This is a genomic window from Candidatus Allofournierella merdipullorum (genome assembly GCF_048426865.1).
GTDB classification, from domain to species: Bacteria; Bacillota; Clostridia; order Oscillospirales; family Ruminococcaceae; genus Allofournierella_A; species Allofournierella_A merdipullorum.
The window spans coordinates 20965-43622 of sequence record NZ_DBFNWJ010000059.1; the positions used below are offsets into that span (position 1 = coordinate 20965).

A 22658-nucleotide genomic window follows, 5' to 3' on the forward strand; every position below is an offset into this window, starting at 1 on the left:
GGAAACCACCATGACTCCACTGATCCTGATCGCCGAGGACAACTCCGAGATCCGCGCGCTGCTCCGCCTCTATCTGGAGGGGGAGGGCCTGCGGGTGCTGGAGGCGGAGGACGGCGACGAGGCCCTGGCCAAAGCCCGGGCCCAAAGCCCGGACCTTGCCATTCTGGACGTGATGATGCCCGGCCTTTCGGGCTATGAGGTGACGAGGGCGCTGCGCCGGTTCAGCGAGATGCCCATCCTCATCCTCTCGGCCAAAAGCGAGGACAACGACAAGATACTGGGCCTGAACCTCGGCGCGGACGACTATGTCGCCAAGCCCTTCAACCCGGTGGAGGTGGTGGCGCGGGTGAAGGCCCAGCTGCGCCGGGCCGCCCGGGCCGGAGGCGAGGTGCTGCGGGGCGGCGAGCTGGCGCTGGACCTGGCGTCCATGCGGCTGGAAAAGGCGGGCTGCCCGGTGCCCCTCACCCCCATGGAGGCGAAGATACTGGCCATTCTGATGCGCTCGCCGGGGCGGGTGTTCACCAAGGCCCAGCTGTACGAGGGGGCCGCCGGCGACTATTTTGAAGGGGACGAGAACGCCATGATGGTGCACATCTCCAAGCTGCGGGACAAGATCGAGGACGACCCCCGCTCTCCCCGCTACATCCGCACGATAAGGGGGCTGGGGTACCGTTTTGAAGGGTAAAAAGAACGCCGGCGGCCTGTTCGGCCTGCTGGCAAGGCAGTATCTTCTGTTCACCCTGGCGCTGCTGGCCATTGCGGCGGCGGTGTTCGCCCTGTGGATGTTTTACACCGCACGCATCTATCAGGCGCCCGACTGGGACCGCCTGCTGGCGGACCCGGCCCTGGCCGAGGGCCGCTGGGACACGCTGCGCCGCCACCTCACCCCGGGCAGCGGGTTTGCGGTCTACGACGGGGACGGCGCGCTGGTGTTTTCCACCGGCGAGGGCTTCGACGAGCGGGTGGAGCCGGGGGCGCTGGCCTGCGTGCCCGCCTGGAGCGAAGGGGTGCAGATCGACTCCTATGAACTCAGCGGCGGCGAGGCCCGCTATCTGGTGGTGGCCCACACGCCGGACGGCGCGGGAGGCGAGGTCACCCGTACCGCCGTGCTGGACGAAAATTACCGGGTGATGCTGGGCGGCCTGGAGGAAGGCCGCACCGCCTACACCCCCGAGGAATACCGTTATCTCACCGGCGCCCGGTTTGCAAACAGCTTCACCGCCCGGGCAACCATTTCCGGCCCGGGGGCGCAGCCCCTTACCCTGCTTCTGCGGGAGACCTACCCCACCGACGCCCAGTTCACCCAGACGCTGCGCAGCAGTGTTTGGGTGGCGGCGCTGTTCCTGCCGCTGTATCTGGCGGCCGCGGGGCTGTTCATCTGGCGGCTGCGCCGGCGCATCGCCCGGCCGCTGGAGGCGCTGAACGCGGCGGTGGACGCCCAAAGCCGGGGCGAGGACCTGCGGGTGGGCGACTGCGGCGGCCCAAGGGAGATACGCCGCATCGGCGAGAGCTTTGACCAGTTCGCCGCCCGGCTGGCAAAAAGCGAGGCCGAGCGCAAACGGCTGGACGAGGGCCGCCAGAAGCTCATCGCGGACATCTCCCACGACATCAAGACCCCGGTGACGGTGATCTGCGGCGCGGCGGACGCCCTCTGCGACGGCAAGGTGCCAAAGGAAGAGCGGGACCGCACCCTGCGGATGATCCAGCAGAAGGCCGCCGACCTGGCCCGCCTCACCGACGCCTTTCACGAGTACAGCAAGACCCAGCACCCCCGCTTTGAGCTGCACACCCGGCGGGTGGATGTGTGCGAGTTTTTGCGGGCCTGGCTGGCCGCCCGCTACGATGAGATCGACCTGGCGGGCTTCTCGCTGGAGCCTGCCATCCCGGAAGCGCCCGCCTATTGCATGGTGGACGAGCTGCAGCTGCGCCGTGCGCTGGACAACCTGCTCACCAACGCCCTGCGCCACAACCGGCTGGGCACCCTGCTCTTTGTGGAGGTGGAGCCGGGGCCGCAGAAGGTGACGGTGCGCATCGCGGACAACGGCGAGGGCATCCCCCTCGAGCGCCGCAAGACCATCTTCGAGCCCTTTGTCACCGGCAGCGACGCCCGCACCGGCGCGGGCAGCGGGCTGGGCCTTGCCATCACCCGCCGCATTCTGGAAAAGCACGGCGGTTCCATCCGGCTGAACGAAAAGCCCGCTCCCGGCCGGGCCACGGAATTCGTGCTCACCCTGCCGCTGGCGGAGGAATAAAATCATTCAACAAACAGCGCCGCGCCGCCCCCTGTCCGGGGCGGCGCGGCGCTGCCGTGTTTGCCCCGGAATGACCGGGGAATATAAGAGAAAAAGCCGGGGCCTTCGGCGCAAGGCGGAGGAAACGTGCCCGCGCCGTTCTTGCCGCGCAAATGGGGGAGGAAACGCGAGGCCCGCGGCCTTTTGGCAAAGGGTCAGTCGCTCTTGATGGCTTCCAGAGCGGGGATGCGCACCGCCTTGTTGGCCGGGTAGTAGCCCGAACCCAGGCCGATGAGCACCGAAAAAACGATGGCGAAGAGCAAAAGCCACAGGGGCGTCACGCAGACCCGGGCGGGGCCGTCGCCGCCCAGCAGGGCGATGCGCAGGTTGTCCGCCGATGGCCCGCCCAAGGTGACGATGTTGGCGATGAAGGCCGCCACAAAGCTGATGACGCAGCTCACAACGCCGCCCAAGAGGCCGATGCAGCCCGCCTCGGCGAGGAAAAGGGCGCGGATGTCCCGCACATAGCAGCCCAGCGCCTTCATCACGCCGATCTCCTTGGTGCGTTCGGAGATGGACATCACCATGGTGTTGGTGATGCCGATGGCCGCCACCACAAGGCTGATGGCGCCAAGGCCCCCCAGCATCATCTGCTTTTGCCGGGCCTCTTTTTCCATGGGCTCACGGATGCTCTCCATGCTCTCGGTGGCGCAGCCCAGGGCCCGGATCTGCTTTTCCAGCGCCGCCACCTGAGAGATGCCGGACGCCTTCACCAGCACCGACTGGTAGGCGGAGCCGTTCTTTTTGTTCAGATGCAGCTTTTCGGTGAGGGCTTTCAGGTCCTTCAGGTCCATCATCAGGCCCTCGCCGGTCTCCATGCCCTTGGAGTAGTCCTCCTTGGTCAGGGCCACCGGTTTCAGGGTAAGGCTGGTCTTGTACTCGCCGTTCTCCGCTTCCAGCACCAGCGGCTCCTTCATCGGGTCGAAGTAGGCGGGGGGCGGGTCGTTCAGCTTGCCGGTCTCCTCGTTCCACCCGGCGGACCAGCGGTCCACCGTGTTGGAGCCGTCGGGGCGCAGGGTGTCCCGGAAGTTGTAGGCCAGATACTGGCCCACCACCACCTCGCCGGGCTTCGAGGGCCGCTCGCCCTGTTCCAGCTTGAAGCCCATGGCCTCCATGCCGGCGGAGTCCAGCCCGGTCACCGGCACCCAGTCCGCCACATAGCGCTTTCCGCTGCCGGCGTAAAGACGCAGGTCCGCCGATTCAAGGGTCTGCCGGGGCATCACTGCCACCGCGCCGTCCAGCTTTTTCAGCCGGGCCACCATGGCGTCGTCCAGCTTCACCTTGCCGCGCCCGCCCTGGGGCGCGGTGACGGTGATGATGGTCAGGTCGCCCAGCTCCGCCAGCAGCTTGTCCTGGGCCTCCTTCATGCCGATGCCCAGCGACACCATGATGACGATGGAGCATCCGCCGATGACCACCCCCAGCACCGTCAGAAAGGTGCGGGAGCGCTTTCGCAGAAGGTTTTGCAGGCACAGGCGAAACAGGTCCTGTTTGCGCATGGGTCATTCCTCCTTCGGCTGGTCCGCACCGGTCTCATCGGGGGTGTCGGCCCAGTCCCAGGCGGCCGCCGCGGGGTCCAGCTCCTCCTTCTTGCGGCGCATCCGCCGCACCAGGAAGAAAACGGTGCCGCCGGCTGCGGCCAGCGCCGCCGTGGCGGGGATCACCGGCAGCCAGGTCGGCCGAGCGGGCGCGGCGTCCGCGTCGTCCAGGGTGAAATCAATGTCGGGAACGCCTTCCTCCACCGTCAGCGAGAGGGGGAACTTTTTGGTCTGGGTCTGCAGGTCGGCGTCTTCGTAGGTCACTTTGATGGTCAGGTCCATCTTGCCGGCGGCCTCGGGGGTCAGGGCAAAGCCGATGCTGCCCGACGCGCCCGCCGCCACGTTGCCCAGATACTGCACCTTCGTGGGGGAGGAAAAGCCCTCGCCCACCAGCTGGGCCTCCAGGTTGCCGATGTCCGCCCGACCCTTGTTCACATAGGCCAGGGTGATCTCGCCTTCTTCCCCGGCGGTGAAAGAGGCAGCCGCGGGCTGATTCAGCTGGAAACGGTCCGGCTGGCTCACCGGCACCGACAGGCGGATGTCCGCCGACACGGGGCTGCGCTTGCCGCCGTCCACATACTCGTATTTAAAGCTGACGGTCATGCCCTGGGCGCCGCTTTTGCAGGTGGGCACCGCCTGCATGGGCAGTTCCTGGGTGAGGGTCTTGCCGGGGGCCAGAGCGTCGTAGTGGGCGGTGTTGGAGCCGCCATCCACGGTGAAGCACTCGCCGCCGTCCACCGTCACCACGATGTTTTCCACCTTCACGGTGCCGGTGTTCTCAAAGGTGAAGGAGAGGGGGAACCGGCCGCCGGCCGCCACGGGCTTTCCGCCGTACTCGAATTTCTGCACCACGATGTTGGGCACCGGCTTGTCGGCGCTGGAGGCGGCGGAGGCCGCCTTGGCGGGGATGTTCAGCCGGTCGGAAGCGGTGGCGGCAGTGGCCGTGCCGGCGCTGTCGTAGGTGTAGCGCAGGTCCACCGAGAGGCTCTGGGCCGCGGAGGAGATTTGATTTGCTCCCTGCAGCTTCACGGTGACGGAAGCGCTCTGGCCGGGGGCGATGTCCGCCACCGGGAAGGTGGAGGCGGCGTTCAGAAGGCTCAGCCCCTCGGAGGGGGACACGCTGGCCGCCGCGTTCTTCACCGCCACGCTGCCGGTGTTCTTGAAGGTGAGCACCAGGTCGAACACCTCGCCGGGGGAGATGGGGCTGGTCACGTCCGAGCGGCTGATGAGCACCAGCGGCTGGGTGGCCGCGGGCTTTGCCTTCACCGGCACGGTCAGCCGTTCGGAGGCGGTGCCGGCGGCGGGAGCCTCTTCACCGTAGGTGAAGCGCAGCTCCACCGGCAGGCTCTGGATGCCGGAGGCGTTGTCCGCCGCCCGCAGTTTGAGGGTCACGCTGCCGGTGCCGCCGGCGGGGATGTCCTCCAGAAGAAAGCTGGACGCGCCCCCTGCAATGCTCACCCCGTCGGAGGGGGTGAAGGCGGCCACCGGGCTTTTCAGAGTCACCTCGCCCAGGTTGCGGAAGGAGACGGTGATGTCCGTCTCGCTGCCGGCGGGCAGGTCGGCCATGTCGCTGCGGCTGATGAGCACCGCGGGCATGGGCACGGGAGCGGGGGTGATCTCCGGCTCCGACGCGGAAGAAGAGGAAGAGACGGTCTCAGGCGGGGTGACGGGCGCTTCGTCCGCCAGGGCCCGCAGGCTCAAAAGGCTCAAAGCCAGCAGCGCCATCAGCGACGCGACGCACCGGCGGAAATAGAACTGTTTCATTTACTGCACGCTCCTTTTGGTCACTTCTTCCCGCACGATCTCCCCGTCGATGAGGGTCACGATGCGGTCGGCATAGCGGGCCATCTCCGGGTCGTGGGTGACCAGGATGATGGTCTGGTGGAAATCCCGGGCAAAGCCGCAGATCATCTCCATGACTTCCACGGTGGTCTTGGAATCCAGGTTGCCGGTGGGCTCGTCGGCGAACACCACGTCCGGCCGCGCCAGGAAGGCGCGGGCGATGCCCGCTCGCTGCTGCTGGCCGCCGGACATCTGGGCGGGGTAGTGGTCCATCCGGTGGCCCAGGCCCACCCGTTTGAGCATGGCCCGGGCGGCGGCGTCCCGCTGGGCGGGAGGCACCCCCCGGAACAGAAGAGGCAGCGCCACGTTCTCGGCGGCGGTGAGGCTGGGCAGCAGGTTGTAGGCCTGGAACACAAAGCCCAGATGCCGCTGGCGGAAGGCCGCCAGCTGTTCCTCGCTCATGCGGGAGATGGGCGCGCCGCCGATGCGAACTTCGCCCCGGGTGGGCTTTTCCATGCCCGCCAGCTGGTTGAGCAGGGTGCTCTTGCCGGAGCCGGAGGTGCCGAAGATGCAGCAGATCTCCCCCCGCATGATGGAAAGGTCGATGTTTTTCAGGGCCACCACGGTTTCGTCGCCCAGAGGGTACTCTTTGCGCAGCCCCCGTACCTCCACGATGGGCCGGGTGCGCGGCGAAGGCTCATTCACGGCGCTCGCCTCCTTTCATGAAGGGAGTATACAGCCCCATTCTTTCCCCTGCCTTTGCGCCGCCTTAAGATTTGGAAAGGTTTTTCATAAATGCCCGTGGGGCAGACCGGGTCGCCGGGCGGCGAAGGGCGCGGCAGGCTCAGGGGGCCGCGTCGCTGCCCGCCGCCCTTTTCGTGTCCGCTTGCTCCTTTTGCGTCCGCCCGGGCAATGAAAAGGCCAGTGTTGCGGGGAAAGCTCCGCCCGGTTTCTCCCCACCGCACGCTGCGTCCCGGACATTTTCCACGACGACGGAAAATGTCCGTTCCGATGCGCACTACGTGGGGAAAACCGGGCTTCGCCTCGTCTGCCTGCCGCTCTGCCCTTCTCCCCCCGCCCCGCCAAAACAAAAAGCGCCGCCCCCCTCCTGCTTTGGAGAGAGGCGGCGCTTGCCGCTTGTCTTATTCTTCTTCCGCGCCCACCAGGCCGTTCCACAGCCGGAAGTAGACGCCCTTCTTTTCCAGAAGCTCCTCGTGGGTGCCCTGCTCCTCGATGCCCTCCCTGCCCAGCACCAGAATGCGGTCGGCGTTCTGGATGGTGGTCAGCCGGTGGGCGATGGTCAGGGTGGTGCGCCCTTTGGCCAGCGCCTCCAGGCTGCGGTTCACCAGCACCTCGCTCTCGTTGTCCAGGGCGCTGGTGGCCTCGTCCAGAATGAGGATGGGCGGGTTTTTAAGGAACACCCGGGCGATGGAGATGCGCTGCTTCTGGCCGCCGCTCAGCTTCACGCCCCGCTCGCCCACATAGGTGTCGTAGCCGTCCTTCAGTTTTGTGATGAACTCGTGGGCCCCGGCCAGCTTTGCCGCGGCCTCCACCTCCTGGCGGCTGGCCCCCGGCTTGCCGTAGGCGATGTTCTCAAACACGCTGCCGCTGAACAGGTACACGTCCTGCTGCACCACGCCGATGGCGCCCCGCAGGCTGTCCAGCGTGACGGCGCGCACGTCCTGCCCGTCGATGAGGATGCGCCCGCCGGTCACGTCGTAGAACCGGGGAATGAGGTTGCACAGGGTGGTCTTGCCGCCGCCGGAGGGCCCCACCAGGGCCAGCTTTTCGCCGGGGTGGATTTCCAGGTCTACCCCCCGCAGCACCCGGTTGTGGTCGTCGGGATACTCGAAGGAGACGTTCTCCAGCCGGATGGCCCCCTCTTTCACTTCCAGAGGCTGCGCGTTCGGCGCGTCGGTGATCTCGATGGGCGCGTCCATGATTTCGCAGAAGCGCTCGATACCGGTCATGCCCCGCTGGAACTGCTCGGCAAACTCCACGATGCGGCGGATGGTGGCGATGAGGGTGGTCACATAGAGCATGTAGGCCACAAGGTCGCCGGCGGCGATGCGCCCGCTCACCAGGAACAGGCCGCCCGCCACGATGACCACCAGATACATCAGGCCGTCGAACAGGCGGGTGCTGGTCTGGAACGCCGCCATGAAGCGGTAGGTCTGCTTTTTGATGGCCTTGAAAGCCTCGTTGTCCTGCCGGAACTTCTCAATTTCCACCGCCTCGTTGGCGAAGGCTTTCACCACCCGCTCGCCCAGAAGGCTGTCCTCGATGCGGGCGTTCAGCTCGCCGATCTGCACCCGCTGGCGGCGGAAGGCCGCCCGCAGCTTCAGGTTGATGATGGTGGACACCACGCCCATCAGCGGCACGCAGGCGAAGAGGATGAGAGTGAGCGCCACGCTGGACTGGCACAGGATGATGAAGCTGGCGGTGATCTTGATGGCGGCGATGAAGAATTCTTCGGGGCAGTGGTGGGCGAACTCGGTCACATCGAACAGGTCGTTGGTGATGCGGCCCATGATCTGGCCCACCTTGGTATTGGAGTAGTAGGTGTAGCCCAGCCGCTGCAGATGGGCGAAGGCGTCCCGGCGCATGTCCGTCTCCACATACACGCCCATCACGTGGCCCATGTCGGCCATGTAGTAGTTGGCCAGGCCGTCGATGATGCGCAGCACCAGATAGATAAAGCCCAGCCGCAGCACCAGCCCCGCGGTGAGCAGGGAGGCGTCGGTGGTGGCGGTGTTGGTCAGAAACCGCATGATGAGCGGCAGCACCATATCGCACAGGGTGGTGAGCGCCGCGCAGGCCAGGTCAAAGAACAGAATGCGCTTGTACTTTTTCAGATAGGGCCAGAAGCGCCGCATAAGGCCCTGCTTTTTGGCGGTGTGTTCCATGATGTTCCTCCTTTTGGGGCGAACGCCCGGCAAAACAAAAAGGCCCGCGAAGGCCTTTTTGTGGGTGGATGAGGTTTACGCGGCGGGCGTGGAACCCGTGGACGGGGTACTGCTGCTGTTCACGGAGTTGGTGGGCGGCGGGGTGACGAAGTTCGGGTCGGCCGCGCCGCAAACGGTGCAAACCCCGTTGGAAAAGCTGTGGGCGCCGGTGGCGGGCAGTTCGGTGACGCTGATCACCGTGCCGCAGGCGGTGCAGGTCACAGTTTCAGAGCCGGCCGCGCCGCAGGTGGGCTCCACCCGGGAAACGCTGGTGCTGCTGTGGGGGCACTGGGTGGGCGCCGGAGTGGAGACGGACGGGGTGCTGGAGCTGCCGCCGGAAGAAGTTCCGCCGCCGGACGAGGTGCCGCCGGAGGTGTCCGGCGTGGGCGAGGGACTGGGCGACGGGCTGGGGCTGGGCGAGGGACTGGGCGACGGAGTGGGCTCCGCCTCCTTCTGGCGGAAGTGGGCGGTGATGAACACGCCGTTGGCGTCCGCGTCGCCGGGCACGGTGAAGCGGATGGTCTCCTGCTGGTCGATAAAGCCGATGCTGGCGGTCCAGTGGGAGAACTCCCAGCCTTCGTCCGCCACGGCGGTGATCTCGCTGGTCTGCTGGCCCTTCTTCACGCTCTGGCTGGTCTCGCCCACGATGTGGCCGCCCTCGCTGGCGGAGATCTCCACCGGCACGCTGGGCCCGCGCAACCCGATGGGGTCCTGGGTGATGAGGCCGGGGGTGACGCCGTTGATCTTGGGAATGTCCTTCAGAGGCTTCGGACGGGTGTCCTCGGTGATGTAGGCGTGGGTGCGGATGTACTCAAACAGCGCCCGCGCGCCCTCCTTGCTCAGGTGCACGCCGTCCAGGGTGAGGGTGTAGTCCTTCTTGGCCCAGCCGGTCTCCGGGTCCTCCAGAGCCTCGCTGGTGTCCAGATACTTGTAGCCCTCCTCTTCGCACATCTCCACGATGGCGGTGTTCAGCCGGTCCACCTGCTTCATGGACAGGTTGGTGTTCGAGCGCTCCTTGTCCAGCGGGGGGATGGCGCTGACGATGATGTCGGCGTAAGGATAAGCCTCATGGATGGCCTCAAGACCCTTGGAGTAGTAGTCGATGAAGGTGTCGGTCTCCATGGTGAGGTTGTTGGTGCCGAAGCTGATGATGATGCGCTTGGGCTGCATGACCTCCACGATCTCGGGAATGGTCATCTCGCCCTTGCCCACAAAGTGCTCCCACTTGAGGCTGGTGATGTTTTGCACGCCGGCGCTCACCACGCCCACCGTGTTCTCGATGGTGGTGAAGTGCACATCGGAGTTGTCGTCCGGCCCGTAGTACATATAGCGGGCGGTGTTGGAGTCGCCGATGAAAAGAGTTTCATCCAGATACTCCTGGCCGGCGTCCTCCGTCTCGGGCAGGATGGTGCCGGTGAACTCCTCTTTGTTCACCTTGCCGGCCTCGGCGTCGTAGGAGGAATCGTCCGCCGGTTCGGACCAGCTGGCGGAACTGCTGTCCGGCTGGGCGGCGGAGCTGCGCACGGCGAACACGACGCAGGCGATGATGATCACCACCAGCACACCGCACACGCCGGCCAGAATGGGCAGGCCGGCAGGACTGTTTATGAAAGCACGGATCTTTTTGGAAAGATCGGAAGATTTGCGTTTTTTAGACTGCACGACGGAAACCCCTTTCCAGGTCGTTGTTTTGTTCCCGTGTTCCGCCGGCGGCGGAAGGACGGTCTCGGTGCTATTTTACACCTTTTTACCCTTCAGTGCAAACCTTCCGGGGCGATTTTCACCCTTTTTCCCCCCATTGGAGGCCAAAACAGGGGCGGGCCCGGCGGCCCGCCCCTGTTTTTATTCCTGCCGCAGCCGGTCCACCACCGAGCGGCGGCTGGCCGTTCGGCTCACCGCCAGCGGGATGGCCGCGCCCAGCACCGCGAATGCTGCCCCCAGCGCCGCCACCGGCCAGAGGGTGGAACGGAAGGTGAAGAACCAGACGATGCGCTCCACCGCCGCGCCCAAAGCCGGCCCGGCAAGCGCCACCAGCGCCAGGGCCAGCGCCGCCGCGCCCAGAGTGTAGCCCAGGCCCTCCAGCGCCAGCATGGCGCGCAGCTGGCGGGCGGTCATGCCCACCGCTTCCAGCATCGCCAGTTCCCGCCGGCGGGAGCTGATGCCGGTGACGATGGCGTTGAAGAAGTTCAGCACCCCCACCAGCGCCACGATGAAGCTCAGCGCGCCGCCCAACAGAAGGAACATCTGCCGGATGCTCTCAAACTCCGCCGCGAAGGTGGCCTTGCTCTCGTAGTCGAGGGTGGGGTCTACGTTTTCGGTGTAGTTCTGCAAAAACGCCTCGAGACCGTCGACGGCCCCTTCCCCAGCATTGAAGGCGTAGTACATCACGTTGTCGGTGCCGGTATCCCGCAGGAAAGTCTCAGCCCCCATCACGAACTCGTCCGCGCCGAAGTAGCCGTAGTCCAGGGCGTTGGGCACCGCCACCAGCGCCGTCACGGTGTAATCCACGTCCCGGTATTCCACCGCCCGCTCGACGAGGTCCGCCCCGGCGGGAACTTCCGTCAGGTCGCTGTACGCCACGCCGGTGTTCGTGTCCACATATTCCAGCTTTTCCACATACCGCAGGGTCACTGTGTCCCCCAGCTTTACCCAGTGGCTGTCCGTCACAAGGTCGCCGTAGTCGTCCTCGGAGTAGACCGCCGCAATGCAGTTGGCCTCCGGGTCGTTCAGTTTGGAAAGGTCGCCCTCCAGCACCTTCAGCTGATCCAGGGCGAAGGGCTCCATGCCGTAGAGCTGGGCGGTGTCCTCCACCCGGCCCGCCTCGTTGCGCCCTTTCGAGCGGAGCATGGCGTCCAGCTGCTCTTCGGTGTACCACCGCCCGTGCAGGCTCCGGTAATAATCGTCGGTGACGAACTCCTGCACCAGCGAGGTGCGTCCGTAGACCCGCGCGCTGCCGGCCACGCCCCCGGCGGCGTTCACCGCCTCGATGGCCTCTTCGGGCAGGGCCTGGTCGGGGTTGAAAATTTCGCTGCCGGTCTGGAAGTGGGCGGCGCTGGCCAGGATGAAGTCGGTGGCGGTGAAATAGGAGGTGTATTTGTCCATGTCAAAGCTGCCCGCAAAGGCCGTGGTGGCCCAGAACAGCACCACCGCCAGCGCCAGCGACAGCATGGTGAGGGCGGTCTTGCCCCGGCTGCGGCCGAGATTCGCCAGCGCCATGGCGGGCAGCGACACCGCCTTGGCCCGCCGCCGCGCGCCGGGTTTCGGGGCGCGGCCCTCGGTGTAGCGCACCGCCTCCACCGGCGACACCCGCCCCGCCATCCGCCCGGGGCGGCGGCAGGAGATGAGCACCGTGACGAGGGCGAAGAGGGCCGCCCCCGCAAAGAGGGCCGGGTTGGCGCTCACCACCGGCGCCACCCCGTTGAGACGGGCGGTGATGACCGGCACCAGCGCGCCGCCCAGCAGCCAGCCGAGGAGCAGGCCCACCGGGATGCCCGCCGCGCTGAGGGCCAGCGCCTGGATGCGGATGACGCGGCGCAGCTGGCGGGGCGTGGTGCCGATGGCCTTGAGCAGGCCGTAGAAGCGGATGTCCCCCGCCACCGAGATCTGGAACACATTATAAATGATGAGGTAGCCGGTGAGCAGGATGAGCCCCAGCGCCCCGGCCAGCGCCAGCAGGGTGAAGGCGTCCAGCTTCATGCTCAGCTGGGCGCCAGTGTAGGCCCAGTTCACCCCGATGCCGATGTAGTTTTCCCCCGGCGTATCGCACTGGTAGCCGTAATTGGCAAGGATGTCCCGCAGGTTCTTTTCGATGTTCAGCGAGGAGGAGAACATCACGTCCAGGTTCCGGCAGCCGGTCATGCCGTCCGCTCCCGGCGGGGTCACGCCCAGTTCGTCTAAAATGGCGTCCACCCGGCTCTCGGGCAGCAGCACGTGGGAGGCAAAGGTGGCCTCGTCCTTTTCCCACCAGCCGCAGAGGGTGAAGGTCTCTTCGGTGAGTTTGCCGTCCACGTTGATGGGCAGGGTGAACTGCGCCCCCAGTTCCGGCTCCACCCCCAGCAGTTCCAGCACGCGGGTGTCCGCCGCGGCCTCGTCGGTGCCCTCGGCGGGCAGCCGCCCGGTGGTGGGGGCAAGGAACATCCAGTCCGCCTCGTTCTCGTCCGCCCAGCTCACCTCCACGTGGTCCTTCGTGAAGGCGCCTCCCTCGGCCATGCCCAAAAAACGCCGCAGGCCGTGGGCTTTCACCAGCGGGTCGGAAGAAAACAGTTCCGCCTGTTCTTCGGTGATGTACTTGAAGCCCCCGTGGGCGTAGCCGCCCACCTGGCGGAAGGTGGCCTGCTGGAAGCCCTCGTTGATGGACAGGGCGATGGTGAACAGGCTGGTGAAAAGCACCGCCGTGAGGGCGATGGCCAGCACCGCCACCAGATTGCGGGTGCGGCTGGCGGCCAGGGCCCGCAGGCTCAGCCGCCGCACACAGGCCCGGTTTTGTACCTTCATGCCCTCACCCCCTCGTCACGATGCGCCCGTCCTCGATGCGCACGATGCGGTCGGCCTGCTGGGCAATTTCCTCGTTGTGGGTGATCATCACCATCGTCTGGGAAAAGCGCCGCCCCGTTACCTTCATCAGGCTCAGCACGTCCTGACTGGTCTTGGAGTCCAGGTTGCCGGTGGGCTCGTCCGCCAGCAGGATGGCCGGCTGGGCCGCCAGCGCCCGGGCGATGGCCACCCGCTGCTGCTGGCCGCCGGAGAGCTGGCCCGGCAGCCGGTCCAGCTTTTCCGAAAGGCCCAGCGCCTCCACCACCTGGTCAAGGTAAGCCTTGTCCGGCCGGCGGCCGTCCAGCTGCACCGGCAGCACGATGTTCTCCCACACGCTGAGCACCGGCACCAGATTGTAGGCCTGGAACACAAAGCCTATTTTGCGCCGGCGGAACACGGTGAGCGCCTCGTCCGAAAGGGCGAAGATGTTCCGCCCCTCCACTTCCACGGTGCCGGCGGTGGGGCGGTCCAGCCCGCCCAGCATGTGCAGCAGGGTGCTTTTGCCCGAGCCGGAGGTGCCCACCACCGCCACGAACTCCCCCTGTTCCACGTCCAGATCCACGCCGTCCAGCGCCCGCACCCGGGCCTCTCCTGTTCCGTAGACCTTTTCCAGACCCCGGGTCTGCAAAACGATCATTGGTCTTTCCTCCCAAAGAAAAAGTCTGTGCGTCCTTGCGACAACACAGACTTTATCACAAACATCTTTCCCGGTGCTGTCGGGAATGTGACAGTTCTGACACAAGTGTTTGCGCCGGGGCTCACTGCCGGGGCAGCCACAAAGAAAAGACGCTGCCTTTTCCGGGGGCGCTCTCCACCTTCACATAGCCCCCCTGCCCCTGGGCAATTTGACGGGCAAGGTAGAGGCCGATGCCCACCCCCCGCGCCTGATAGGCCCCGGGGCAGCGGTAGAACCGCCCGAAGATTTTGGCGTGCTCGCTCTCCGGGATGCCGGGGCCGGTATCCGCCACCCGAATGGCGGCGAACATCTCGTACAGCCGCGCCTCCACCGTCACCCTGCCCCCGGCGGGGGTGTACTTCATGGCGTTGTCCAGCAGGTTGCACAGGGCTTCTTCCGTCCACTTTTCGTCGAACACCGCCTCCCCCGCCGCTTCGCCCACGGTGAGGGTCACGCCCTTTTCCGCTGCTGCGGGGGCGTACTGGGCCGCCGCCCGGCGCAAAAGGGGCTCCAGCGGCCCCGGCGCGGGGTGCAGCGCCAGCAGGCCCGTTTCCAGCCGGCTGGTCTTGACCAGCGCCTCCACCAGCACGCCCAGCTTTTCCGACTGGGCGTCGATGGCCGCCGCGCAGTCCTGCCCGGCGGGGGAGAGGGGCTGCTCCGCCAGCAGCTGGGAATAAAGCCGCAGGTTCGCCACCGGCGTGCGGGTCTGGTGGGCGATGTCCGCCACAAGGCTGGCCAACCGGTCCTTCTCCTGCCGCACCCGGCCCGCCGAGGTCTCGCTGGCGGTCAGATACCGGGCCAGCCGCGCCTCCAGCGCCGAGAGGCGGCTCTCGTCAAAGTGTTCCTCCGCAAAGCGGCCCTCCATGGCGGCGGTGAGCATCTCCTCCACCCGGTCCAGGGTGCGGGCGGCCCGGCGGCGCGCCGCAAGGCCCGCCCCCAGAGCGATGAGGCCCGCCAGCGCCAGCAGCGCCGCGGCGATGACCCACCCGGTCATGGCTCCACCGCCCAGGTGTAGCCGATGCCGTACACCGTTTTGAGGTATTCCGGCCGGGCGGGGTCGGCTTCCAGCTTGCCCCGCAGCCGCCGCACCGTCACCGACAGGGCGTTCTCCTCCACGAACTGGGCCCCGTCGGTCCACACCCGGTCCACCAGCGCGGCCCGGCTCACCGCATGGCCCCGGTTCTCCACCAGCACCCGCAGCAGTTTCTGTTCGGCCTTGGAAAGCTCGATGGCCGCCCCCTCCCGGCGGAAATCCATCCGCTCAAAGTCGAAGACGAAGGGCCCCAGCGCCAGCGCCCCGGCGGCGGGCTTTGCCCCGCTGCGCAGCCGGGCCGCCACCCGCGCCCGCAGCACCGCCAGCGAGAAGGGCTTGGTGATGTAGTCGTCCGCCCCGGCCTCAAGGCCCGTCACCTCGTCCAGTTCCAGATCGTTGGCGGTGAGCAGGATGACCGGCGTGCCGTCCCCGGCGGCCCGCAGGCCGCGCACCAGGTCCAGGGCGCTGCCGTCCGGCATGTTCACGTCCAGCACCAGCAGCGAAAACCGCTGCCCCGCCAGCGCCGCTTTTGCCTCGGCAAGGCTGGCCGCCCGGCTCACCTCCCGGTCCGGCCCCGCCAGCGCCATGGCCACGCCCCGGCCAAGGGCCTCGTCGTCCTCCAAAAGAAAGATGCGCTCCATCTTCGGCTCACCTCCGCCGCGATTTTTCTTTATTATACCGCCTTTTTGCAAAAATGCGACCCCGCGCTATAATGAAAGGGAAAGGGGGCGAGGGCCACGATCATCCAGACCGGCGGGCGCACCGACACCGTGCAGTATTACTCCGACTGGCTGCTGCGCCGCTTTACCGAGGGATATGTGCTGGTGCGCAATCCCCGCTATCCCCATCTGGTCACCCGCTACGACCTTACGCCGGACAAGGTGGATTGCGTGGTGTTCTGCTCCAAGGATTATCGGCCCATCCTGCCCCGGCTGCATGAAGTGACCGACCGCTTCCCCGCCTATTTTTTCTACACCATCACCGCCTACGGAAAGGACATCGAGCCGGGGGTGCCCCCCATCGAGGCGGGCGTGGAAACGCTGAAAGCCCTCTCCGCTCAGGTGGGGCGGCAGCGGGTGGCCTGGCGCTACGACCCGGTGCTGCTCACCGAAAAATACACCCCGGCCCGCCATTTCGAGACCTTCGAGGCCATGGCCCGGGAGCTGGCCCCTTTTGTGGACAAGTGCATTTTCAGCTTTGTGGAACTCTACCGCAAGCTGGCGGTGAATATGCCCGAACTGCGCCCCGTCTCCCCCGCCCGGCGGCAGGAGCTGGCGGCGGGCCTCGGGGCCATCGCCGAAAAGTATGGGATGCCCCTGCAAATTTGCGGCACCGACGAGGACTTTTCCCGTTTTGGCATCCGCCCCTCCGGCTGCATGACGCTGGAAACGCTGGGCCGGGCGGGCGGCGTGGTGTTCAAGGAGCGGGCGCATCGGGGTATGCGGCCGGGCTGCCACTGCATCGAGGCGCGGGACATCGGCGCTTACGACAGCTGCCCCAACGGCTGCCGCTACTGCTACGCCAACACCGACGCGCGCCTTGCCCAGAAAAACTACTGCCTCCACGATCCGGCCTCGCCCTTTCTGCTGGGCGGGCCGGAGCCGGGGGACGAGGTGCACAAGGCTGACCAGCGGCCCTTTGCCATCACCGCCCGGCTGGACGACCCGGTGCTGCCCGGCTTCTGACACAAAAAAAGGAAGGCCCCCGCGCGGGGACCTTCCTTTTTTCTCGGTTCACATTTCCCGGGCAAACAGTCCCGCCCGGTGCAGCGCCGGGCGAAGGGCCTTCGCCAGAAGCACCGCCACGATGGCGCCCGCCACCGCGTTCACCATGCTGCTGGCCAGCTTGGTGAGCATCTGCACCTGCACCGCGCCCAGGGTCTGGCGCTCGATGTAGTACATCACGATGAAGCTCTTGCCCATGTAAAGCGCCACATAGGCCAGAACGCCCACCACCGCGCCGGCGATGTCACGGCCCAGGGTGTGCACGGCGGCAGCCTTCTGCTTCAGGCCGCCCCAGGAGATGAGGCCCGCCAAAAAGCCGATGGCGAACTTGGTCAAAAAGGTGATCCAGCTCTCGGCAATGTACATGGGGTTGGTGAAGTCGAACAGCATGCTGCCCACGCCGCTGGCAAAACCGCCCACCCACGGCCCGAACAACAGGCCGGTCAAAGCGCAGAAGCCGTTGCCCAGATGCACCCGGCTCACGTCCCCGATGGGGATCTGCATCCAGCTGGATGTGAACACCAGCGCGCTCATCACGCCGAACACCGCCAGACGCTGCACGCTCCAATACTTCTTTTCCATATGTATCCCCCTCTTTGCGCGGGCGGGCCGGCGGCCCTTGACTTTCTGCTGCCCGCGGTCTATGCTACCATTATACGCCGGACTGATTCTATTGAAATACCCAGAAAAAATATTTTTTATGGGGTCAGTTTTCAAAAAAGGAGGCCAAACCCATGCTTCAGATCACCTTTTCACCCAAAGGAGAGGGCCCGCTGTACGAGCAGCTGTACCGGGCGGTGGCGGCTCAAATTCGCTCGGGCCAGCTGGCCGCCGGGGAAAAAATGCCCGGCAAGCGCACTCTGGCGGGGCAGCTGGGGGTGAGCGTGAACACGGTGGACGGGGCCTACCAGATGCTGGCGGCGGAGGGCTGGCTGGAGGCCCGGGCCCGGTCGGGCTTTTATGTGCGGCCCTACCAGCCGCCTCTGGCCCCGGCGGCTCCCGCCCCGGCGCAGCCCGCCCAGCCGGCTCCCGCGCCCGCCCGCCGGTGGCGGTTCGATTTATCCACCGGCGGGGTGGACACCGGCCTCTTTCCCTTCCGCACCTGGGCGCGCATCCAGAAAGAACTGCTCTACAGCCGGCCCGGCCTGCTGGGCCACGGCGAGGGCCGGGGCGACGCCGAGCTGCGGGCGGCCATCGCCCGGCACCTGCGGGCCTGGCGCGGGGTGGACTGCACCCCCGACCAGGTGGTGGTGGGCGCGGGAGTGGAATATCTGCTGAGCATGCTGGCCCGGGTGGTGGGCAGTTCCAGCACCGCGCTGGAAAACCCCGGCTACGCCCGCACCCGGCGCATCCTGCACAACAACGGCATCCGCTGCGTGCCGGTGCCGGTGGACGGCCAGGGCCTGAACCCGGACGCTCTTGCCACGGCAGGGGCACGGCTGGTGTATGTCACCCCCAGCCATCAGTTCCCCACCGGGGCGGTGATGCCGGTGGGGCGGCGCACAAAGCTGCTGAACTGGGCCGCCGCCGCGCCGGGGCGGTACATCATCGAGGACGATTATGACTCCGAATTCCGCTTCGACGTGCGCCCCCTGCCCAGTTTGCAGGGCATGGCCGGGCGGGAGGGGCCGGTGATTTATCTTTCCACCTTTTCCCGCAGCCTTGCCCCCAGCATCCGCATCGCCTACATGGTGCTGCCCCTGCCCCTTTTGAGCCGCTTTGAGGCGGCCTTCGGGGGCTATTCCTCCACCGTCAGCCGCTTCGAGCAGCAGACCCTGGCCATCTATATGGACGAGGGCCACTTTGCCCGCCAGCTGGCCCGGGCCCGAGGCCGCTACCGGGCGCGGATGCAGGCCCTCACCGGGGCGCTGGAAAAGGCCCTCGGCCCGGAGCGGGTGCGCTTTCACGGGCGGCACACCGGGCTGCACTTTCTTTTGCAGCTGACCGACGGCCCAAAGGAACAGGAGATGGTGGAGCGGGCCGCCGCTGCGGGGGTGCGGCTGGCAGGCCTGTCCGGCTACTATCTGGCCCGGCCGGAGCTTTGCCCGCCCCGCACGGTGGTGGTGGGCTACGGCGCGCTGGCGGACGAGGACGTGGAAGCCGCCGCGGCGGCTCTCAAGGCTGCCTGGTGGGACTGACCGTCGCCTCCGGCTCCAGCGGGTCGGAGGGCGCGGGCGAAGGAGAGGGCGCGGGAGTGGCCGCGCTCCCCTCCGCCGCCGGGAACAGCCGGGTGGCAAAGGCGATGCTGTCCTGGGCGAAGTCGTAGCGCCCGCTTTGGGCGTCGTAGCGGCCGGGCACCGTCTCGGCGGTGATGGCGGCGTCCTCTTTTGCCAGCCAGGTGAGGGTGTCCGTCAGGTCGTAGAGGTCGGCGGCGGTCAGGTCGGTGAGCAGGCTGCCGATCACCGAGCGCAGCCCGGCGGGCAGGGCCGTGGGCAGATTTTCCAGCTGCTGACGGAAGGCCGCTTGCCACACCTCGCCCCGCAGCCGGGCCTCCCGGGCCACCGGCAGGCCCAGCGAGGCGATGAAGGCGGTGGCTTCCTCCGGCGCGAGGGACACCACCGGGTCGCCGGCAAGGCCCAGCGCCTCCAGCTCGCTTTTTTCCAAAAGGCCGGTCAGGTTCACACGCAGCGGCTCCAGCTCGCCCCAGGCCTGGCCCAGACTGCCCGGCGTGATGGCCAGATACCGGTCGATGGAGATGTTCAGCGTCGCCCCCAGCAGCTGGGCTGCCCGGGCGGGCCCGGCGCTGGTGTAGCTGTCCGCCAGCAGAACGGTGCCCCCCGGCCCCAGCAGCACGCTCTCGGCGGGCACCGGGCACAGGGTGACGGCGGGCTCCAGCGCGTTCAGCCGCACCAGCAGGAAAGCCGGTTCCTCAGCGGCCACCGCCACCAGCACCGTCAGATCGTTGGCCGCGGCGGGCCGCTGCACCGGCACCCCGCTCTGGGGTTGGGCCGCCGGCTCCGAGGCCCGCTCCTGCCAGGCGGAATAGAACACGAAGCCCCCCAAAAGGGGCATCAGAATGGCCAGTGTGAGAAAAAACGAGATCCAGAAGGCCCGCGGGCCGTTTTTGCGCATGGGTGGTCCCCCTCCTTTTGCCAAGACACGGATGTGCATGTAGCATGGGCCGGCAGGGCAGGCTATATGCAGAGAAGAGGAAAAAGGGGGAGAACGGCATGAAAAAGGAAAAGGACAACGTGCTGCCGAAGATGGTGCGCAAGGTGGTCAAGGCGGCCCGCGGCAGCGAGCACGACCCGCTGGGCAGCTACACCGGCACCCCGGCCCACGACCCGGACGAGCGCCCCACCCAGGACGCGGATGATCTGTGAACACAAAGAGAGGGCGGCTCCCCGCGGGGAGCCGCCCTCATCGTTTTGTTTATGCTTTCTTTGCCGACACCAGCAGCATCATGGGCCGGCGCATCTCGTCGCGCATCCCGGGCAGATCCATCATGTTTTCGGGCGGCTGGGGCTCGACCACGTGCTGAAGAAGGAACCCGCTGTTCAGCAGAGTCTCAAGGTAGGTGGTGAGGGTGCGGTGATACTTCGTCACCTGCTCCCCCAGAAACACCGCCTCCCGTTTGCCCTCGTAATAGTAGTTGTCCACGGGGAAATGGAGGATGGAGCCGTCCGCGCCGTAGTACCAGTCCTGGGTGCCGTAGGCGGTAAAGACGGGATGCTCAACGGAGAACACCAGCTCCCCGCCGGGAACGAGCCACCGGGCGATGTTCCGCACCAGAGGCTCAAGATCCTCCACATAGTGAAAGGCCAGCGAACTGAGCACCACGTCAAAGGCGCCGGCGTCAAATTCCAGGTCCTCCATGGCGGCGCAGCGGTATTCGATCTTCGGGTCGGGGTTGCGCTCTGCGGCGGTCTGCAGCATTTTTTGTGAAATGTCGGTCCCCAGAACGAAGGCCGCTCCCTGCCCGGCGGCGTATTTGCAGTGCCAGCCGTACCCGCAGCCCAGGTCCAGCACCCGCTTGCCCTTGAGGTCGGGCAGGATGCGCTTCAGCGCATACCACTCCCCCGCGCCGTCCAGGCCCTTTTTCGAGCGCTCCATCTGGCTGTATTTCTCAAAAAAACGGCTGTCGTCGTATTTGTTCTCTTTCATGTTCTGCGCCTCCTGCCGTCGGGTGTGTCTTTGCCCATTGTAGCGCATTTTGACTCAAAAGACCACCCGGTGGCGGCACATGCCGCGCTTGCCGCACTCCGGGCAGGTGAGTTTGCGGCGGGTGAAGGTGTGGTACCCCTTCACATACTCCGCCATGGTGGGCACGAACAGCGCCCCGCAGGCGGAGCACTGGAACCAGCCCGCGCCCGCGTCCAGCACCGCCGCGCCGCCGATGCCCGCCACCGCGGTGACGAGCGCCAGCGCCAGCACCGCCAGTCGCGCCGCCACCGGCAGAGGCAGATAGCTGGCGATAATGACCAGCGCCACCACCGCTACCACCGTCACCGACCCGCAGATGACCAAAAGCGCCATCCGCTTTTTGTTCTCCTGGTTCTACCGCACAAGGTCCATCATGTTCGCCTCCGCCTGTTCTTTGTACTCTGTTTCCTCCACCCGGCGGCCCGCCAGCAGTTCGTTCACCGAGACGCCCAGCTCGCCGCACAGGGGCAGCATCAGCCCCACCTCCGGCAGGCCGCCGCCGCACTCCCACTTGGAGACGGTCTTGTCGCTGATGGAAAGCTTTTCCGCCAGCTGCCGCTGGGTGAGCCCCAGCTCCCTGCGGCGGGCGGCGATGAACCGCCCGGTCTTTGCCTGATCCTTTCCTTTGGCCCCCTTCCTGCCGCTATTGTACCGTGTTTTGCCCCCAAAAACCACCCACGGGGCGTAGAGTGGGAAAAACAGGCTCCCCCGGGGCACTTTGCGTTCCGGGGGAGTCAGACGTTTGGCGGCGCGGGGTCATCCGTGCGGCCAAGAATATAGTCGGTGGATGTTTTGTAAAGAACGGCAAGGGCGATCAGGATGTCGGTGGGGATGTCCCGGTAGCCTTGCTCATAGCGGAAATACTGCGGCTGGGGCATGTTCAAGTATTCAGCTACCTGCCGCTGTGTCAGGTCGTGGTCTTCCCGTAGTTCCCGTATCCTTTGATAGTACGCCACATTTTACCCTCCAATATCCGTTTGGATATCTTGACATTACAATAAGTATGTGTAAAAATAGGCACAAGATATCCATACGGATATCAAATGGAAGAGGAAGGGTGCAAAATGAAACGGTTATTTTCCATTCTGACGGTGGCGCTTCTTTGTGTGGTGCTTGTCGGATGCGGGCGCAGGTGCTATGTGTGCGGGAAAAACGGGGCAAGGTATGAGTTGGTCGGGTATTCTCTGTGCCGCGATTGCTACATGACTGTGATGGAAGGCATTGAGGAAGATTTGCCTCAGGACGGCACAGGGGATACTGGCGCGACAATGGGAGAACGCAACGCGCTTGAATCCGCGCTGGATTATCTGGATGTGCTCTCCTTTTCCTACAGCGGTCTGATAGAACAGCTGGAATATGAAGGCTACTCTACCAGCGAGGCGACCTACGCCGCTGACCACTGCGGTGCGGACTGGTACGAACAAGCTGCTCTGTCGGCAAAAGAGTATCTCGAGATCGCATCCTTTTCCCGGCAGAGCCTGATCGAACAATTGGAATTTGAAGGATTCACCCATGACCAGGCGGTTTATGGTGCGGAGCAAAACGGCTATTGAAATATAAAGGAGGAAATAAGAAGCGATGAAAACAGAAGGAAATAAGATATGGAAAGGTCTGTCCGGCATTTCTTTTGTTCTTACAACGGTTTTTCTGGGGTTGGGCCTGGATAAGATGTTCAATTACAACAGCGGCGAATACTACCCTTATGAATACCACAACGCGTATGTGGGAGGGGACGCCTATAATTACATCATCAACGGGAACTATGCCACGGGCTTTTTTGTCCTGGGCTCCATGTTTGCCCTGATGGGGATCGGGTTCATCACGCTTTATTACCTGTCAAAAATCGTGGATGGGCAAAGCAAAGCCCTTGCCGGGCTGCAAGCGGGCAGCAAGGCGGAGCAGCCGATCTGTACCGACAGCCAGGATGCCGGCCTGACTGCCACGGAGGAAATGAATGGTTTGGAAGGTGAGCATTGACCCTTAAAAGCCTTTT

At 65.8% G+C, this 22658-nt stretch carries 22 protein-coding genes; 7 read left to right on the forward strand and 15 right to left on the reverse strand.

Annotated elements, in window-relative coordinates; all coding sequences use genetic code 11:
- The first annotated feature begins 10 nt into the window (after nt 1-10).
- Together ACMNAY_RS10965 and ACMNAY_RS10970 are read left to right on the forward strand one after the other, a co-directional pair.
- Nucleotides 11-685: a response regulator transcription factor gene (locus tag ACMNAY_RS10965; protein WP_418719413.1), complete on the forward strand. Its 675-nt coding sequence runs from the start codon at nt 11-13 to the stop codon at nt 683-685.
- The gene (locus ACMNAY_RS10970) at nt 675-2252 is read left to right on the forward strand and encodes a HAMP domain-containing sensor histidine kinase (protein ID WP_418719414.1); all 1578 of its coding nucleotides are present in this window, start codon (nt 675-677) and stop codon (nt 2250-2252) included. The genes ACMNAY_RS10965 and ACMNAY_RS10970 overlap by 11 nt, the downstream gene beginning before the upstream one ends.
- Nucleotides 2253-2446: 194 nt before the next feature.
- On the opposite strand, the gene ACMNAY_RS10975 is transcribed toward ACMNAY_RS10970, so the two are convergent.
- The 9 genes from ACMNAY_RS10975 to ACMNAY_RS11015 all read right to left on the reverse strand — a co-directional run bounded on the left by ACMNAY_RS10975 (nt 2447) and on the right by ACMNAY_RS11015 (nt 15439).
- Nucleotides 2447-3790, reverse strand: a complete 1344-nt coding sequence (locus tag ACMNAY_RS10975) for an ABC transporter permease (protein ID WP_418719415.1) — start codon at nt 3788-3790, stop codon at nt 2447-2449.
- 3 nt (nt 3791-3793) lie between these two features.
- The gene (locus tag ACMNAY_RS10980) at nt 3794-5593 is read right to left on the reverse strand and encodes a hypothetical protein (RefSeq protein ID WP_418719416.1); all 1800 of its coding nucleotides are present in this window, start codon (nt 5591-5593) and stop codon (nt 3794-3796) included.
- On the reverse strand, nt 5594-6316 hold the full coding sequence (locus ACMNAY_RS10985; RefSeq protein ID WP_418719417.1) for an ABC transporter ATP-binding protein: 723 nt from the start codon (nt 6314-6316) through the stop codon (nt 5594-5596).
- 437 nt (nt 6317-6753) lie between these two features.
- Nucleotides 6754-8517, reverse strand: a complete 1764-nt coding sequence (locus ACMNAY_RS10990; RefSeq protein ID WP_418719418.1) for an ABC transporter ATP-binding protein — start codon at nt 8515-8517, stop codon at nt 6754-6756.
- A 75-nt stretch (nt 8518-8592) separates the two neighbouring features.
- The gene (locus ACMNAY_RS10995) at nt 8593-10218 is read right to left on the reverse strand and encodes a GDSL-type esterase/lipase family protein (RefSeq protein ID WP_394967683.1); all 1626 of its coding nucleotides are present in this window, start codon (nt 10216-10218) and stop codon (nt 8593-8595) included.
- Between the two features lie 180 nt (nt 10219-10398).
- Nucleotides 10399-13050 (reverse strand): FtsX-like permease family protein, encoded by a 2652-nt coding sequence (locus ACMNAY_RS11000; protein WP_418719419.1) that lies wholly within the window; start codon nt 13048-13050, stop codon nt 10399-10401.
- A 4-nt stretch (nt 13051-13054) separates the two neighbouring features.
- Nucleotides 13055-13726, reverse strand: a complete 672-nt coding sequence (locus tag ACMNAY_RS11005; protein WP_418719420.1) for an ABC transporter ATP-binding protein — start codon at nt 13724-13726, stop codon at nt 13055-13057.
- A 121-nt stretch (nt 13727-13847) separates the two neighbouring features.
- Nucleotides 13848-14759 (reverse strand): sensor histidine kinase, encoded by a 912-nt coding sequence (locus ACMNAY_RS11010; RefSeq protein WP_418719421.1) that lies wholly within the window; start codon nt 14757-14759, stop codon nt 13848-13850.
- Entirely contained in the window at nt 14756-15439 is a 684-nt protein-coding gene (locus ACMNAY_RS11015; protein WP_418719422.1) for a response regulator transcription factor, read from the reverse strand. Before ACMNAY_RS11015 ends, ACMNAY_RS11010 begins: the two co-directional genes overlap by 4 nt.
- A 102-nt stretch (nt 15440-15541) precedes the next feature.
- Between ACMNAY_RS11015 and ACMNAY_RS11020 the strand changes: the two genes are divergently transcribed.
- A complete protein-coding gene (locus tag ACMNAY_RS11020) occupies nt 15542-16483 on the forward strand; it encodes a DUF1848 domain-containing protein (RefSeq protein WP_418719483.1) in 942 nt (313 codons plus the stop codon).
- Nucleotides 16484-16531: 48 nt separating this feature from the next.
- Here ACMNAY_RS11020 and ACMNAY_RS11025 read toward each other — a convergent pair whose 3' ends face one another.
- Nucleotides 16532-17104, reverse strand: a complete 573-nt coding sequence (locus ACMNAY_RS11025) for an ECF transporter S component (RefSeq protein ID WP_394977128.1) — start codon at nt 17102-17104, stop codon at nt 16532-16534.
- Between the two features lie 152 nt (nt 17105-17256).
- On the opposite strand from ACMNAY_RS11025, the gene ACMNAY_RS11030 reads away from it, so the two are divergent.
- A complete protein-coding gene (locus ACMNAY_RS11030) occupies nt 17257-18660 on the forward strand; it encodes a PLP-dependent aminotransferase family protein (protein WP_418719423.1) in 1404 nt (467 codons plus the stop codon).
- On the opposite strand, the gene ACMNAY_RS11035 is transcribed toward ACMNAY_RS11030, so the two are convergent.
- On the reverse strand, nt 18638-19594 hold the full coding sequence (locus ACMNAY_RS11035; RefSeq protein ID WP_418719424.1) for a hypothetical protein: 957 nt from the start codon (nt 19592-19594) through the stop codon (nt 18638-18640). The two genes, ACMNAY_RS11030 and ACMNAY_RS11035, sit on opposite strands and share 23 nt — an antisense overlap.
- Nucleotides 19595-19692: 98 nt before the next feature.
- On the opposite strand from ACMNAY_RS11035, the gene ACMNAY_RS11040 reads away from it, so the two are divergent.
- Nucleotides 19693-19845 (forward strand): hypothetical protein, encoded by a 153-nt coding sequence (locus ACMNAY_RS11040; RefSeq protein WP_394977124.1) that lies wholly within the window; start codon nt 19693-19695, stop codon nt 19843-19845.
- 49 nt (nt 19846-19894) lie between these two features.
- On the opposite strand, the gene ACMNAY_RS11045 is transcribed toward ACMNAY_RS11040, so the two are convergent.
- The 4 genes from ACMNAY_RS11045 to ACMNAY_RS11060 are packed head-to-tail and all read right to left on the reverse strand — an operon-like array spanning nt 19895 to nt 21621.
- A complete protein-coding gene (locus ACMNAY_RS11045; RefSeq protein WP_418719425.1) occupies nt 19895-20626 on the reverse strand; it encodes a class I SAM-dependent methyltransferase in 732 nt (243 codons plus the stop codon).
- A gap of 54 nt (nt 20627-20680) precedes the next feature.
- Nucleotides 20681-20998, reverse strand: a complete 318-nt coding sequence (locus ACMNAY_RS11050) for a hypothetical protein (RefSeq protein WP_418719426.1) — start codon at nt 20996-20998, stop codon at nt 20681-20683.
- A gap of 21 nt (nt 20999-21019) precedes the next feature.
- Nucleotides 21020-21382, reverse strand: a complete 363-nt coding sequence (locus ACMNAY_RS11055) for a helix-turn-helix domain-containing protein (protein WP_418719427.1) — start codon at nt 21380-21382, stop codon at nt 21020-21022.
- Nucleotides 21383-21399: 17 nt separating this feature from the next.
- Nucleotides 21400-21621, reverse strand: a complete 222-nt coding sequence (locus ACMNAY_RS11060) for a helix-turn-helix domain-containing protein (RefSeq protein ID WP_418719428.1) — start codon at nt 21619-21621, stop codon at nt 21400-21402.
- Between the two features lie 108 nt (nt 21622-21729).
- On the opposite strand from ACMNAY_RS11060, the gene ACMNAY_RS11065 reads away from it, so the two are divergent.
- Complete coding sequence (locus tag ACMNAY_RS11065; protein WP_394977117.1) at nt 21730-22218, forward strand: Ltp family lipoprotein; 489 nt, start codon at nt 21730-21732, stop codon at nt 22216-22218.
- 25 nt (nt 22219-22243) lie between these two features.
- Nucleotides 22244-22642: a hypothetical protein gene (locus ACMNAY_RS11070; RefSeq protein ID WP_418719429.1), complete on the forward strand. Its 399-nt coding sequence runs from the start codon at nt 22244-22246 to the stop codon at nt 22640-22642.
- Nucleotides 22643-22658 lie beyond the last annotated feature (16 nt).